Annotated in this window: 14 protein-coding genes; 11 read left to right on the top strand and 3 right to left on the bottom strand. The window is 52.4% G+C overall.

Going from position 1 to position 13,879, the window contains the following annotated elements; translation table 11 throughout:
• Nucleotides 1-18: 18 nt before the first annotated feature.
• Nucleotides 19-1,005: a serine/threonine protein kinase gene (locus MT343_RS15490; RefSeq protein WP_145466376.1), complete on the bottom strand. Its 987-nt coding sequence runs from the start codon at nt 1,003-1,005 to the stop codon at nt 19-21.
• A gap of 89 nt (nt 1,006-1,094) precedes the next feature.
• Nucleotides 1,095-1,892: a ComF family protein gene (locus MT343_RS15485; RefSeq protein ID WP_243989415.1), complete on the bottom strand. Its 798-nt coding sequence runs from the start codon at nt 1,890-1,892 to the stop codon at nt 1,095-1,097.
• Between the two features lies 1 nt (nt 1,893).
• On the opposite strand from MT343_RS15485, the gene bioB reads away from it, so the two are divergent.
• The 7 genes from bioB (at nt 1,894) to MT343_RS15450 (ending at nt 9,648) form a co-directional block, all read left to right on the top strand.
• Complete coding sequence (gene bioB / locus MT343_RS15480) at nt 1,894-2,952, top strand: biotin synthase BioB (RefSeq protein ID WP_145466374.1); 1,059 nt, start codon at nt 1,894-1,896, stop codon at nt 2,950-2,952.
• Between the two features lie 102 nt (nt 2,953-3,054).
• On the top strand, nt 3,055-3,306 hold the full coding sequence (locus MT343_RS15475; RefSeq protein ID WP_145466373.1) for a hypothetical protein: 252 nt from the start codon (nt 3,055-3,057) through the stop codon (nt 3,304-3,306).
• 80 nt (nt 3,307-3,386) lie between these two features.
• On the top strand, nt 3,387-4,256 hold the full coding sequence (locus MT343_RS15470; protein WP_222428431.1) for a putative metalloprotease CJM1_0395 family protein: 870 nt from the start codon (nt 3,387-3,389) through the stop codon (nt 4,254-4,256).
• A 231-nt stretch (nt 4,257-4,487) separates the two neighbouring features.
• Entirely contained in the window at nt 4,488-6,293 is a 1,806-nt protein-coding gene (locus tag MT343_RS15465; protein ID WP_145466371.1) for an acyl-CoA dehydrogenase C-terminal domain-containing protein, read from the top strand.
• A gap of 173 nt (nt 6,294-6,466) precedes the next feature.
• Nucleotides 6,467-8,263 carry an acyl-CoA dehydrogenase C-terminal domain-containing protein gene (locus tag MT343_RS15460; RefSeq protein ID WP_145466370.1) on the top strand — a complete coding sequence of 599 codons (1,797 nt, stop codon included), beginning with the start codon at nt 6,467-6,469 and terminating at the stop codon, nt 8,261-8,263.
• A 96-nt stretch (nt 8,264-8,359) separates the two neighbouring features.
• Nucleotides 8,360-8,953 (top strand): TetR/AcrR family transcriptional regulator, encoded by a 594-nt coding sequence (locus MT343_RS15455; RefSeq protein WP_186435758.1) that lies wholly within the window; start codon nt 8,360-8,362, stop codon nt 8,951-8,953.
• Nucleotides 8,954-9,060: 107 nt separating this feature from the next.
• A complete protein-coding gene (locus MT343_RS15450; RefSeq protein ID WP_145466368.1) occupies nt 9,061-9,648 on the top strand; it encodes a TetR/AcrR family transcriptional regulator in 588 nt (195 codons plus the stop codon).
• A 68-nt stretch (nt 9,649-9,716) separates the two neighbouring features.
• On the opposite strand, the gene MT343_RS15445 is transcribed toward MT343_RS15450, so the two are convergent.
• The gene (locus MT343_RS15445; RefSeq protein ID WP_145466367.1) at nt 9,717-10,076 is read right to left on the bottom strand and encodes an HPF/RaiA family ribosome-associated protein; all 360 of its coding nucleotides are present in this window, start codon (nt 10,074-10,076) and stop codon (nt 9,717-9,719) included.
• Nucleotides 10,077-10,284: 208 nt separating this feature from the next.
• Here MT343_RS15445 and MT343_RS15440 point away from each other — a divergent pair, with 208 nt between their 5' ends.
• From MT343_RS15440 to MT343_RS15425, 4 genes are all read left to right on the top strand, one after another.
• Nucleotides 10,285-10,809 carry an opioid growth factor receptor-related protein gene (locus MT343_RS15440; RefSeq protein ID WP_145466366.1) on the top strand — a complete coding sequence of 175 codons (525 nt, stop codon included), beginning with the start codon at nt 10,285-10,287 and terminating at the stop codon, nt 10,807-10,809.
• 42 nt (nt 10,810-10,851) lie between these two features.
• Nucleotides 10,852-11,523: an HAD family hydrolase gene (locus MT343_RS15435; protein ID WP_145466365.1), complete on the top strand. Its 672-nt coding sequence runs from the start codon at nt 10,852-10,854 to the stop codon at nt 11,521-11,523.
• A gap of 226 nt (nt 11,524-11,749) precedes the next feature.
• Complete coding sequence (trpE, locus tag MT343_RS15430; RefSeq protein ID WP_145466364.1) at nt 11,750-13,234, top strand: anthranilate synthase component I; 1,485 nt, start codon at nt 11,750-11,752, stop codon at nt 13,232-13,234.
• A 49-nt stretch (nt 13,235-13,283) separates the two neighbouring features.
• On the top strand, nt 13,284-13,871 hold the full coding sequence (locus tag MT343_RS15425) for an anthranilate synthase component II (protein WP_145466363.1): 588 nt from the start codon (nt 13,284-13,286) through the stop codon (nt 13,869-13,871).
• The last annotated feature ends 8 nt before the right edge of the window (nt 13,872-13,879 follow it).

Raw genomic sequence — 13,879 nt, 5'->3', positions numbered from 1 at the left:
AGAATCGTGATATCAGACTCAGAATTGTGGCAGAACCAGGGGGCCTTCCTGCAGGGCAGCCAGCTGCTCGCGCAGCAGGATAATGTGCTCTGACCAGAAACGATGACTGTCGAGCCACGGAAAAGCTGCAGGAAAGGCAGGGTCATCCCAGCGAGAACAAAGCCATGCGGCGTATTTCATTACCCTCAGACTACGCAGAACTTCCATCAGTGCCAGCTCATGCTGCGGGAAGGGGCGAAACATCTCGTAGCCTTCCTTAATGACCAGTAATTGCTGGCGTTGTTCCTGCTCTGAACCGCTGAGCAGCATCCAGATATCCTGCATTGCCGGGCCTTGCACGCAATCGTCGAAATCTACCATGTACAGTGTTTCATCACGCAGCAGCAGATTGCCGGGATGCAGATCGCCGTGCAGGCGCAACGTCCGGATGTCTTCCGCGCGATAGAGTTTCTGCGCCCAATCGGTCAGGGCAGTGGCCAGACTTTCATAGCTGGCGTGGTAATCGACAGGCATCAGCCCTGAGCGTAAAACCTGTTCGCTGGCCAGAACCATATCATCGGCCCCACGAATCAGCGGGCGGTGTTCGAAAGCACAGTTGGCGCCGACCTGATGCAGCCGCCCCAGCCAGCGACCCAGTAATTCAAGATCATCATCGCTGCTGAGTTCCGGCGCCTGACCGCCACGACGTGGAAACAGGGCAAAGAAAAACGGATCGCTGAAAAACAGCGTCTGGTCATTAACGGCGATAGGTGCAACGACCGGCAGATCTTCGCGCTGCAGTTCAAGCAGAAAATCGTGCTCTTCCTGAATGGCTTCGCGACTCCATCGCCCGGGGCGGTAGAACTTAGCAATCAGAGGTTGCTGATCTTCAATCCCAACCTGATAAACCCGGTTTTCATAGCTGTTGAGAGGGAATATCCGTGCGTCGCAGACAAACCCCTGAGCTTCAATCGCGTCCATTACGCGCTCCGGGGTCAGCTGGGTATATGGGTGTGTGGATATCATGGCCGCTCTCCTGAAAGTGGCGGCATTATGCCCGTATCGCTGTCATCAACCAATGACTCTGGCGCGGATCAGGGTTTGTTGTGCGGTCGTTATGTGTGCTGCCACTGCGGTGGCGGTGTGCGTGCCAGAGCCCAGATACCAACGATGCCGGCTCCCTGTTGCTTGAGCGCTGAGGCTGCAGCATTTGCTGTGGCTCCGGTAGTCATCACGTCTTCAATAATCACAATATGTTTACCGCGCAAATCCTGCTTTCCTGGCTGCAGCGAGTTGCGCAGATTTCTATGCCGCTGGCTTGCGCTTAAACCACGCTGGTCGTTACCTGATGTCTTACATAATGCATTTGGGATGAGTGGAATGCCCAGTTGTTTTGCCAGGCGGCGTGCCATGATTTCCGTGATGTTAAAGCCCCGGCGAAACAGCTTCCGCCGGCTGCTGGGAATAAACGTAATAGCATCCGCCTGTGGCAGGTTGTCGGGCTGGTTTCGTTCCATCAGCCCGGTAAGGCGTGACAGCCAGATTAACTGATGACTGTCTTTGCAGGATTTTATCCAAAGACTGATGGGCTGCTGATAGAGAAAAGGACAATAGCTGTAATCAAATGCGGGTGGTTTCTGCTGGCATCGCCCGCAGCGTCCCGGGCTGGTCATCGGTTCTGAGCACTGGGAGCAGGCAAATACAGTATGTGGCAGTTCCTGCAGGCAGTGGTTACAAAGGAAAAATAATCCCCCGGCGTTCTGCAGACAAAGCTCGCATTCCCCTGGTGGGGTTAACCTTCGTATTGATTTTAACCAATAGTCTACTGTTTTTTTGGCAATGGTTGACCACATGGCGCCGCCTTCTATGATCGCCTCTGTTGCATTGATGTTATCAATATTCAGGAATACCACTATGAGTCTGTCGGCTGAAAAAGCGCAGGATATCCGTCACAACTGGACGGTAGATGAAGCTCAGGCATTGCTGAGCCTGCCTTTTAATGAGCTGTTATTTCGTGCGCAGACGATTCACCGTCGCCATTTCAATCCCAATGAGGTTCAGGTCAGCACTTTATTGTCGATTAAAACCGGCGCCTGCCCGGAAGATTGTGCTTATTGTCCGCAAAGCGCACGCTATGATACCGGTCTTGAAAAAGAGAAACTGCTGGAGGTTCAAGCGGTTATTGAAAAGGCCAAAGCCGCAAAGGCTGCCGGCTCTGACCGTTTTTGTATGGGAGCTGCCTGGCGTTCGCCGCGCAAGAAGGATATGCCCTATGTGTTGGCGATGGTTAAGGGGGTCAAAGAACTTGGGTTGGAAACCTGCATGACTCTGGGCATGCTGGATGAAGAACAATCACAGCAACTGGCGGCTGCAGGGCTGGATTATTACAACCATAACCTGGATACCTCGCCGGAGTACTATGGCGAAATTATCACTACCCGTACCTACAGCGATCGTCTCGGTACACTCGCGAACGTGCGTAATGCCGGAATGAAAGTCTGCTCCGGCGGAATTTTGGGGATGGGGGAGAGTACTCAGGATCGTGCAGGATTGCTGGTGCAGCTGGCGAATCTGCCAACGCAGCCGGATTCGGTGCCCATCAACCAGCTGGTGAAAGTTACCGGTACACCGCTTGAAAGTGAGCAGGATCTCGATCCGCTGGATTTTGTCCGGGTGATCGCCGCAGCACGGATTATGATGCCAGCATCTCATGTACGTCTCAGTGCGGGCCGCGAACAGATGAGTGAAGAAATGCAGGCAATGTGCTTCTTTGCCGGTGCCAATTCTATATTTTACGGTGAGTGTTTACTTACTACCCCTAATCCGGCGGCAAATAAAGATCAGGCTCTGTTCCGTAAGCTGGGTATTAACAGCGAGCACCGGGTGACTCGTGAACCAGAGTCGCTGGAAGCCTTACTGGTGACGCCCAATTCTGATGAACAAGTGTTATTTTATAATGCCGTTCAGGTTTGAATATAACGAATCCGTCTAATGGTCTGGTGCCATGGTGCTGGTAAAAAATGTGGATATTGGTTAAATTGTGATCAATAGCCCTAAAACCATCGCGAGGTGCTTATGAACATAGGATCAACTACAGGCTCGGCATTTACTTCGGGGGCATATGCCGTCGATCAGGGTAATGCTCAGGTCAAACGTGCCGCTCAGGATGTCGTGGATGCTACCACCAGCCGCCCGGTTGAAGGTGTCGGCAATCTGTCCTCCGCGATGACTGATCTGAAACAGGGTGAAGAAACGGTTGCTGCTGGCAGCAAAGTACTTGAAGCTGCGGATAAGCAGCTTGGCACCCTGATTGATACTCAGGCCTGAGAGCTGAGAACCTAATCATGCAAGTTTCTCCTACTTCATCGCCCACTCTGAGCAGCGCGCTTCCCAGCGGAAGTGCGGCTGTGCAGATATTGGCAAAAGAAGGAGAAAATGCAGCTTCCACCGTTTTTGCTCCGGTTGAAGAGGTGTCCCTTAGTGCAGCTGCTACCGATGCAGGGATGCGTAAGTCGCAAGCGTCCGCTGAGATATATTCCCGTCCGCGCCGTAACGCAGATACCACTACACCTCCGTTAAATCAGGACTCCGCAGAGGAAGCAGAACCACAGGTGGAGGATGCACAACAGCGCCGTTCGGCGGAAGAACAGGTTATCGCCAGCAGAGCGCAGCGCAACGAACAGGATCAGGCATTGGCCGATGCTGAGTTACAGCAGATTCGTGAACTGAAGCAGCGAGATCAGGAAGTACGTGCCCACGAGCAGGCTCATGCCAGTACCGGCGGCAGTTATGCAGGCAGCGCTAACTTCACCTATCAGCAGGGGCCGGATGGCGTACGCTATGCCGTTGGCGGCGAGGTACCGGTTGATGTGAGTAAAGTAGCTAACGATCCGGCTGCAACCCTTACCAAAATGGAGCAGGTGCAGCGTGCCGCGCTGGCTCCGGCTGAACCCTCCTCCCAGGACCGGCAAGTTGCTGCCCAGGCTGGTCAGATTGCCGCTCAGGCACTGAATGAATTATCAGAGCAGCAGCGTGAGGTTCGGGCCGCTGAACTTGAAAAGGTGAAGAGCGAGCAGGAAAAATCCCGCGCTGAAATGGATGAAGCTCATAAGAAGCAGGAAAAGGCGGACAAAAAACTGAAGGACGAAGAGCAGATTTCAGCAGCTGAGCGCTTTGCTGAGCATAATGCCCGGTTGCGGAAGATTAACGAAGTGCTGCTGCAGATAAGCCTGCCTCAGCCTGTCAGTGCCGGCCAATTGCTGAACGATGTGGTCTGAAGCCTGTTTTTATGGTCAAACCGGCGGTTGCCGGTTTTTTTTCGCCTCGAATATGGCCTGACGGACTAAGCTTTTACCTGCCATTTCTGGGGGAAGCGTGCCCATGGGGTTGACATTAACCGGTGGCGAACGTATGTTTCAAACACTTGTTTGAATTGGTAGTGTCATACTACCCTAAACTCAACAGCAGCTTATTGCTGCAAGAACATAACAGGCTACGAGGTCTTTCCTATGCCAGATTACAAGGCTCCCCTGCGTGAAATTAAGTTCGTCATGGACGAACTGTTGGATATGCCAAGCCACTATGCCAGCCTGCCGGCTTACGCTGAAGTTGCTACTCCTGACATGGTTGATGCCATCATCAGCGAAGGCGCTAAATTCTGCGAACAGGAACTGGCTCCGCTGAACCGCGTTGGTGACCTCGAAGGCTGTACCCGTCATGACGACGGTTCTGTTACTACTCCGACCGGCTTCAAAGAAGCTTATGCCAAGTACGTTGAAGGCGGCTGGCCTTCACTGGCTCATGAAGAAAATCACGGCGGCCAGGGCCTGCCAGAGTCTCTGGGCATTGTTATGTCTGAGATGGTTGGTTCTTCTAACTGGTCATGGGGTATGTACCCGGGTCTGTCTCATGGTGCGATGAACACCATCGAACTGCACGGTACTCCTGAGCAGAAAGAAACTTACCTGACCAAGCTGGTTTCAGGTGAGTGGACCGGTACCATGTGTCTGACCGAATCCCACTGTGGTTCTGACCTGGGTATCCTGAAAACCAAAGCTGAGCCAAACGCTGATGGTTCTTACGCCATCACTGGTAGCAAAATCTTTATCTCTGCCGGTGAGCACGACATGGCGGGCAACATTGTCCACATCGTTCTGGCTCGTCTGCCAGGTGCACCAGAAGGTACCAAAGGTATCTCTCTGTTCATCGTTCCTAAGTTCCTGCCAAACGCTGACGGTACTCCGGGCGAGCGCAACAGCCTGATCTGTGGTTCTATCGAACACAAAATGGGTATCCACGGCAACGCGACCTGTGTGATGAACTTCGACGGCGCCAAAGGCTGGCTGATCGGACCTGAGAACAAAGGTCTGAACTGCATGTTCACCTTCATGAACACTGCCCGCATCGGTACTGCTCTGCAGGGTTCTACCGCTGCTGAAGCTTCTTTCCAGGGCGCTCTGGCTTATGCCAAAGACCGTCTGGCAATGCGTTCCCTGACTGGTCCTAAAGCACCTGAAAAAGCGGCTGACCCGATCATCGTTCACCCTGACGTACGCCGTATGCTGCTGACTCAGAAAGCCTTCGCTGAAGGTGGCCGTGCGCTGGTATACCTGACTGCACAGCAGAACGACATCGTTAAGAAAGGCGAGAGTGAAGAAGCACGTAAAGCCGCTGATGAGCTGCTGGGCTTCCTGACTCCTATCGCTAAAGCTTTCCTGACTGAAGCCGGTTCTGAAGCTGCTAACCTGGGTATGCAGGTATTCGGTGGCCACGGTTTCATCGCTGAGTGGGGCATGGAGCAGATTGTTCGTGATACCCGTATCTCTACCATCTATGAAGGTACTACCGGTATTCAGGCTCTGGACCTGCTGGGCCGTAAAGTTCTGATGACTCAGGGTGCTTCTCTGCGTAACTTCACCAAGCAGATCCACAAGTTCTGTCAGGCTGAAGAAGGCAACGCTGAACTGGCTCCGATGGTTGCTGCTCTGACTGAAGTCAACAAAGAGTGGGGCGATCTGACCATGAAAATCGGTATGTCTGCGATGAAGAACCGCGACGAAGTTGGTGCTGCATCCGTTGATTACCTGATGTACTCCGGTTACGCAGTACTGGGCTTCCTGTGGGCCCGTATGGCGAAAATCGCTCAGGATGCTCTGGCTAACGGCACTTCTGAAGAAGAGTTCTACAAAGCCAAGCTGACTACTGCGCGCTTCTACTTCGCCCGCATTCTGCCACGCACCAAAGCTCACGCAGCTACCATGGTTGCTGGTGCAGACACTCTGATGGATCTGGCTGAAGAACACTTCGCGTTCTGAGTCTGAGCGCCTGTTCGCAAAAGGCACATCAGTAAAAACCGCGCCTCGGCGCGGTTTTTTCGTATTCTGGGCTGGGCAAGCGGGTCAGAGTAAGTACAATAGCGGCATTTTGTTATCCGGTGGCTGGTTGTAAGCGTGGGTAACAGTAAGCCACAGCTAACATGAGGTGAAACATGGCTGATTACAAAGCACCATTGCGCGATATGCGCTTTGTTCTGAATGAAGTTTTTGAAGCAGACAAACTGTGGGCTTCTCTGGCTGGTCTGCAGGGCGCGGTTGATGCGGAAACGGCAGATGCCATTCTGCAGGAGTGCGGCAAGATTGCCAGCGAAGTGCTGGCGCCGCTGAACCGCAACGGTGACGAAGTCGGTTCTACCTGGAAAGACGGTGCTGTGACTGCGGCTCCTGGTTTTAAAGAAGCTTACCAGACTTACGTTGATGCCGGTCTGAACGGTCTGGGTGGTAACCCGGATTTCGGCGGCATGGGTATGCCAAAAACTCTGGTTGGTCAGGTTGAAGAAATGGTGCAGGGCGCGAACATGTCGTTCGGTTTGGCACCAATGCTGACTGCCGGCGCCTGTTTGTCTCTGAACGCTCACGGTTCTCTGGAGCTGAAAGAAAAATATCTGCCTAACATGTACTCCGGCGTTTGGGCCGGTGCCATGGATCTGACCGAGCCTCACGCCGGTACCGATCTGGGCATTATCCGTACCAAAGCTGAACCACAGGCTGACGGTTCTTATGCTGTTTCCGGCACCAAGATCTTCATCACCTGGGGTGAGCATGATATGGCCGAAAACATTATCCACCTGGTGCTGGCCAAGCTGCCTGACGCTCCGGCCGGTCCTAAAGGTATCTCCCTGTTCCTGGTGCCTAAGTTCCTGGTGAACGAAGATGGTTCTCTGGGTGAGGCTAATACTCTGTCTTGTGGTTCTATCGAGCACAAAATGGGTATTAAAGGCTCTGCCACCTGTGTGATGAACTTCGACGGCGCCAAAGGTTGGCTGGTCGGTGAAGAGAACAAAGGTCTGGCCTGTATGTTCACCATGATGAACTACGAGCGTCTGGGTGTGGGTATCCAGGGCATCGGTGCGGCAGAAGCCTCTTATCAGAGCGCTGTTGAATACGCCCGTGACCGTATCCAGAGCCGTGCTCCGACTGGTGCTGTGGCTAAGGATAAAGCCGCTGATCCGATCATCGTTCATCCGGACGTACGCCGTATGCTGATGACCATGCGTGCTTTCAACGAAGGTGGTCGTGCATTCTCTACCTACGTTGCCAAGTGGCTGGATATTGCCAAGTTCTCTGATAATGCCGAAGAGAAGCAGCATGCTGATGCGATGCTGGCTCTGCTGACTCCGGTTGCCAAAGCTTTCCTGACCGACAACGCTCTGGAATCTGCTATTGCTGGTCAGCAGGTATTCGGTGGTCACGGCTTTATCCGTGAATGGGGTCAGGAGCAGTATGTGCGTGATATCCGTATCACTCAGATCTACGAAGGCACCAACGGTATTCAGTCTCTGGATCTGATCGGCCGTAAGATCGCTGCCAACAACGGCGCTTTCTACAAACTGTTCGAAGCCGACATCAATGAGTTCATCGCCTCTCAGGCCGGTAACGAAGCGATGGCTGAGTTCATCGAGCCACTGAAAGCCGCTCTGGAAAACCTGAACGACCTGACCCAGTGGGTTATGGATGCAGCGGCTAACAACCCGAACGAAATTGGTGCGGCTTCTGTTGAATACCTGCACGTGTTTGGTTACACCGCACTGGCTTACATGTGGGCCAAGATGTCTGCTGTGTCTCTGCCAAAAGCAGATGACGCTTCCGGCTTCTACAAAGCCAAACTGGCAACTTCACGTTTCTACATGAAGCGTCTGCTGCCACGTTACATTGGCCTGAGTGCTGCAGTTAAAGGTGGTTCTGAGCCACTGTTCGAACTGGACGAAGAACTGTTCGCGACTGCGTAAGTTCTGCTCTCCGCAAAAAGCCGCCTCCGGGCGGTTTTTTCGTTTTTGCGGTCAGGCCCGGGCGCTGTTAGCATGATCCGCCCCCGGGAGTTGTTTATGACCTTATCCGTTTCTGCTGTTGCTGCTGAATCTCCTACCCGTGCTCAACTGCTGAAAGCATTGTTGACGCTGATGGCTGACCAGCCTTTCTCTTCTATTACCGTTCAGCAGATAAGCCGTCATGCGGGGCTGGCACGGCAGACCTTTTATCAGCATTACCGCAGCCGCGAGGAGCTGCTGCTGGACTATGTCGATATGGTATTTGCTGAATTCTATGACGATATTGCTGGAATGGTGGGGGAATCGCCGGAACTTAACCGTGATATCAGCCAGCGCCTGTTTGCCCAATGGGACCGCCATCGTGACTTCAGTCGTCTGATCTTTAATGCGGGGCTTGAGTCTTTATTGATCAAACGCTTTCAGAACTACATTGCCCGGGTTTTGGGTCTGTATGTACGCCAACACCAGATTGCTGTCAGTGATGCCGAGCAGCTGGGGTTTATGATCGATTATCTGGCTGGCGCTTCCTGGATGATGCTGGACCGCTGGGTGCGTAATGACTTCCGTTATCCACCAGATAAGCTGGCAGATCTGTTCAGTGAGTTGAGCCGGCCCGGATTTCTGAATGTGATGCTGCAGCGTCAGTCGTGACCGGTTCTGGCACAGATAGACGATTGTCTATAACATTCAACGGCGTATGCTGAAGCATAAATACAATAATAAATCCGGGTAACGGCCTTACCCGTGGCGACCATACTATGAGTAAAGATCTCGATAAGCGCGTTGAACGCTCGCGGCGGCTACTGATGAATACACTGCTGGAGCTGATGGCGGAAGAACCTTATGGCAAAATTTCAGTTGCCCATATCTGTGAACGTTCAGGGGTTGCCCGTCCGACGTTTTACCTTCATTACCGTTCCAAGGATGACCTGCTTAAAGGGTACATCGAAAGCATGTTCATGCAGTTTTATGAACAGATTGATACCTATCTGACGCAGTCTCCGAATGCCGATCCGATTATTGCAGAGATTATGTTCCGGCAATGGTCTGATAATGCCACGTTCGCCCGGTTGCTGATTGAGGCAGATATTGAAGCTTTGATGTTGAGCGAATTTAAGCGTTATGTCGGACGCATAATGGAGCGCTATATCGGCGCTCACTCTTTGCCGATAAAAGATACCAGCCTGATGAATTATGTGATCGACTTTCTTGCCGGGGCATCCTTTATGGTCATTGTGCGCTGGGTTAAAGATGGTTTTCCGGTGGATGCCAAAGAAATCGGTGCGCTTTATGCCAACCTTGTGCGGCCAGGACTGTTGCAGGTTTTACTCAGTGGCAAGCTGTAACGCTTAAACCTGAAAGAGAAGGAATAAAAAAAGAGCCCATTGGGCTCTTTTTTTATTCCTTCCTGCGTTTACTCCGCCGGAGCCATGGTGGTGACGCGACGGTTTTTATCACTGCGCTTGTCGTGAATCTTTTTCACCTTACGCTGTGCTTTCTCAAATGCATCGCTGACCGCCAGATACATGTCTTCATGCTCCGGGTTGTCGTGGTGATCGCGGGTAATGGCAACGGTCTGACCGGGCAGGCCAACCTCCAGAGAAACGTGGGCGAGTTTACCTTTGCTGCTGTGATTATGAGGCATGGCAACGACAGCGCGAATGCCAATAATGTCGTCAAATGTGGAGGTTAATTTTCCGGCTTTTTCGCGGATATGCTGTTCGATGGCGTCAGAATGACCGATGTCTCGGAAGCTGATTTCCAAACCTTTCATAGTCGCTCCTTTTGTTGATTGACTCAGGAACTTCGGACGCTTTTCCGTCGGGAAGTTCCTTCAGGATGGTTAACTCAGACTACATCAGCGGCAGGTAACGTCAAACGATTTCGAACAAATTTCGTAACCTTGAGTTGCGATCACGCCGGATCCTGACTTAGGGCTATACTGAGGTGTATCGCTATTGTTTTTCATAACAGGCAGGTGTATGCACCCCATTATTGCGTTCTACTCAGGCCAGGGAACAGACCATCGCGGACGCACGCTCAGTGGCATTCTGGCGTTCTCCAATAATGAGCTGGAAAGCTGCCATGATTACATTCAATGGTTGTTTCCTCTGCGCGATCCCAGTCCCTACAACCCTGAAGCGCCTGTGGTGAATACGGCCGTTATCGAAGCCTTTCACTCTTCCCATGATCTGCAGAGCCGTCTGCACCAATCCTTATTACGGATGCTGCAATTTTATGGAATTGTTATGCGTGAAACGCCGCAGGGATTTGAATTACTGATTCCCGCCGATGTGGACAATTATCACTGGATGACACCCGATAATCACAATCACCGCCGCATCAGCCGCATGCTGGCATCCCTGAAAATACTGGGGCTGGACGCCCATGTGACAGCATTCTGGCAGGGGCTGCAGAAACTGGCGGTGGCGCATCCGCAGGCCATTTCCTCAGCGACCGTTACTCACTGGCGGTTGGCGGCTATGGGGCTGGACAGCCCCTTGTGATAGTCTGGGTAACTTGTTTTTACCGCTGAAACGGATGCACCAATGCAGGTCTATGATGTTCCTGTTGTCTTTTTCGATCTTGACGATTCCCTGATCAACAAGGATGCCAACAGTCTGTGGATTAAGTGGCGCTTCCGTCGTGAGCGTTGGGCTGTTGTTGAGGCGATGTTGGCGCTGGCTTCCCTTTATCGGGCTTACAAAAAAGGCCGGGTTACCCACTGGCGCCTGTCTAATTATTATCGCACCCGGACCCGTGGAATGAGCCTGGCAGAGTATCAGAGCCGGGTGGAGCGCTTTTTTAATGAGCGCGGCCAGCTGCACATCTATCCGCAGGCGGCATCACTGCTGTTTGCTTATCAGCAGCGGGGCGCTCAACTGGTGATGATTACCGGTTCTGATGATGTGATTGCCCGTGCTTATGGTCAGGCTCTGGGTTTTGCTCATGTGATCAGCAATCGTTTAAGTACCGACGGGCAGCGCATTACCGGACTGGAACGGCCCATGTGCTATGGCCCGGGAAAAGTCGAACTGGCACGGCGTTTTCTTACGGAACGAGGCCTGAGTTTCACCGATGCTGCGTTTTATACCGACAGCCATTCCGATATGCCGCTGCTGGAAATGGTTGCGCAACCGGTGGTGCTGAATCCTAATCCTCAGTTACGTCTGGCCGCACAGCAGCGCGGCTGGCCCTGTCTGGACTGGCGGGCGGAATAGTCCGCCAGCGATGGACATCTGCTTCTTGCTGCCCGTCCAGCATGCCGTTATAGTTCAGTCTTATCTCTTCCCTGATTATTCAACGGAGCCCCGCGGTGTTTTTTCAATATAACCGCCCCCTGCAACAGGGTCAGCATCTGACCTGTCGATGGTGTTAAGCGCAGCTGCCAACCTTTCCGGCCGCATGGCCATGTATTTTTGCGCTTATTAATCTTGAAGGTTCTTTATGACTCCGCACCAATTTGCTGCTCTGGCTGAGCAGGGTTTTAACCGTATCCCGGTATCGCGTCAGGTATTGGCTGACCTCGACACTCCTCTGAGTACTTATCTGAAACTGGCTGCTGCGCCTTATACCTATCTGCTGGAATCTGTACAGGGCGGTGAGAAATGGGGTCGCTATTCTATGATTGGCCTGCCTTGCCGTGATGTACTGATCGTGCGCGGACAGCAGGTTGTGCTGCAGCGTGATGGCGAGGTGATCGAAGAGCATGAAGTGGCTGATCCGCTGGAATATATCAGCCAGTTTCAGCAGCGTTTCCGGGTTCCTCAAATTGATGGCCTGCCTAAGTTTGATGGTGGGCTGGTTGGTTATTTCGGTTATGACACCGTGCGCTATATTGAACCGCGCCTGCAGAAATCCTGTCCTGCCGATGAGCTGAATACACCGGATATTCTGCTGATGATTTCCGAAGAAGTGGTGGTATTCGATAACCTCAGCGGTAAATTACATCTTATTGTGATGGCCGATCCGGCGGAAACCGATGCTTTTGACAAAGCGGAAGCGCGTCTGGATGAGTTGCGTCAGCAACTGCGTCAGCCGTACAGCGGCACGGTTGGCCGGCCACTGGAAAATACCGTTGAAGTAAAAGAAGAAGATTTCCGTTCATTATTCGGCGAACAGGAATTTATGGATGCGGTTGAAAATATCCGCGAGTACATCCTGGCCGGCGACATTATGCAGTGTGTTATTTCTCAGCGTATGCAGGTGCCTTACAGCGGTGATCCAGTCAATATTTACCGTGCGCTGCGCACGCTGAATCCATCGCCTTATATGTATTGTATGAACCTTGGCGATTTTCATGTTGTGGGCTCGTCACCGGAAATTCTGGCGCGTCTTGAAGATGGTGAAGTAACGGTGCGTCCGATTGCCGGTACGCGCTATCGCGGCGAAACGGTGGAAGAAGATCAGGCACTGGAGCGGGAATTATTATCCGATCCGAAAGAAATTGCCGAGCATTTAATGCTGATTGACCTGGGCCGTAACGATGTTGGCCGGGTTGCCAAAACCGGTGAAGTTAAGGTTACCGATCAGATGGTGGTCGAGCGTTATTCCCACGTGATGCATATCGTTTCCAACGTGACCGGCCAGGTAAAAGATGGCGTAACCGCTATGGATGTTCTGCGTGCGGTGCATCCTGCCGGAACACTGAGCGGCGCCCCAAAAATCCGGGCGATGGAAATTATTGACGAATACGAATCGACCAAACGCGGTGTCTATGGCGGAGCCGTGGGTTACTTAAGCTGGAATGGCAATATGGACACGGCAATTGCCATCCGTACTGCAGTGATTAAAGACGGCATGCTGAATATTCAGGCAGGTGCCGGGGTGGTAGCGGACTCTGTTCCGCGACTGGAATGGAAAGAAACCATGAATAAAGGCCGGGCAATGTTCCGTGCCGTTGCCATGGCAGAAGCCGGACTGGACCAGTAACCACAGCATCATTACGGCGCGTACAGAATGCGTCGCAGGAGTCACAGCAATGTTAGTCATGATTGATAATTACGATTCGTTTACCTACAACGTCGTACAGTATTTTGCCGAGCTCGGTGCCGATGTGCGCGTGTTCCGCAACGATGAAATTACCATTGAAGAAATTGAAGCATTAAAACCGGATCATCTGGTGATTTCTCCAGGGCCGTGTACACCAAACGAAGCCGGTATCTCCATGGAAGCTATCCGCTACTTCGCGGGTAAATTACCGATTCTGGGAATTTGTTTAGGTCATCAGAGTATTGGTCAGGTTTTCGGTGGCAATATCATCCGCGCCGGTCAGGTGATGCACGGAAAAATTTCTCAGATTCATCACGCTGACAGCGGCGTTTTCCGTGGCCTGAGTAATCCCTACAATGCCACCCGTTACCATTCACTGGTGATTGATAAGCACAACCTGCCTGAGTGTCTGGAAATTACCGCCTGGACAGAAAATCCGGATGGCAGCATGGAAGAAATTATGGGGGTGCGTCACCGCGAATTACCGATTGAAGGTGTGCAGTTCCATCCAGAATCTATTCTTACCGAGCACGGGCATGATCTGCTGAAAAATTTCCTGCAGATGACCCTGAACTGACAACGGCA

The sequence above is a fragment of the Venatorbacter sp. C2-1 genome, assembly GCF_022832715.1.
Classification (GTDB): domain Bacteria; phylum Pseudomonadota; class Gammaproteobacteria; order Pseudomonadales; family Oceanobacteraceae; genus Venatoribacter; species Venatoribacter alkanivorans.
The sequence above is the reverse complement of the archived record's forward strand: the minus strand, read 5'-3'. Positions and strand labels throughout refer to the sequence as shown.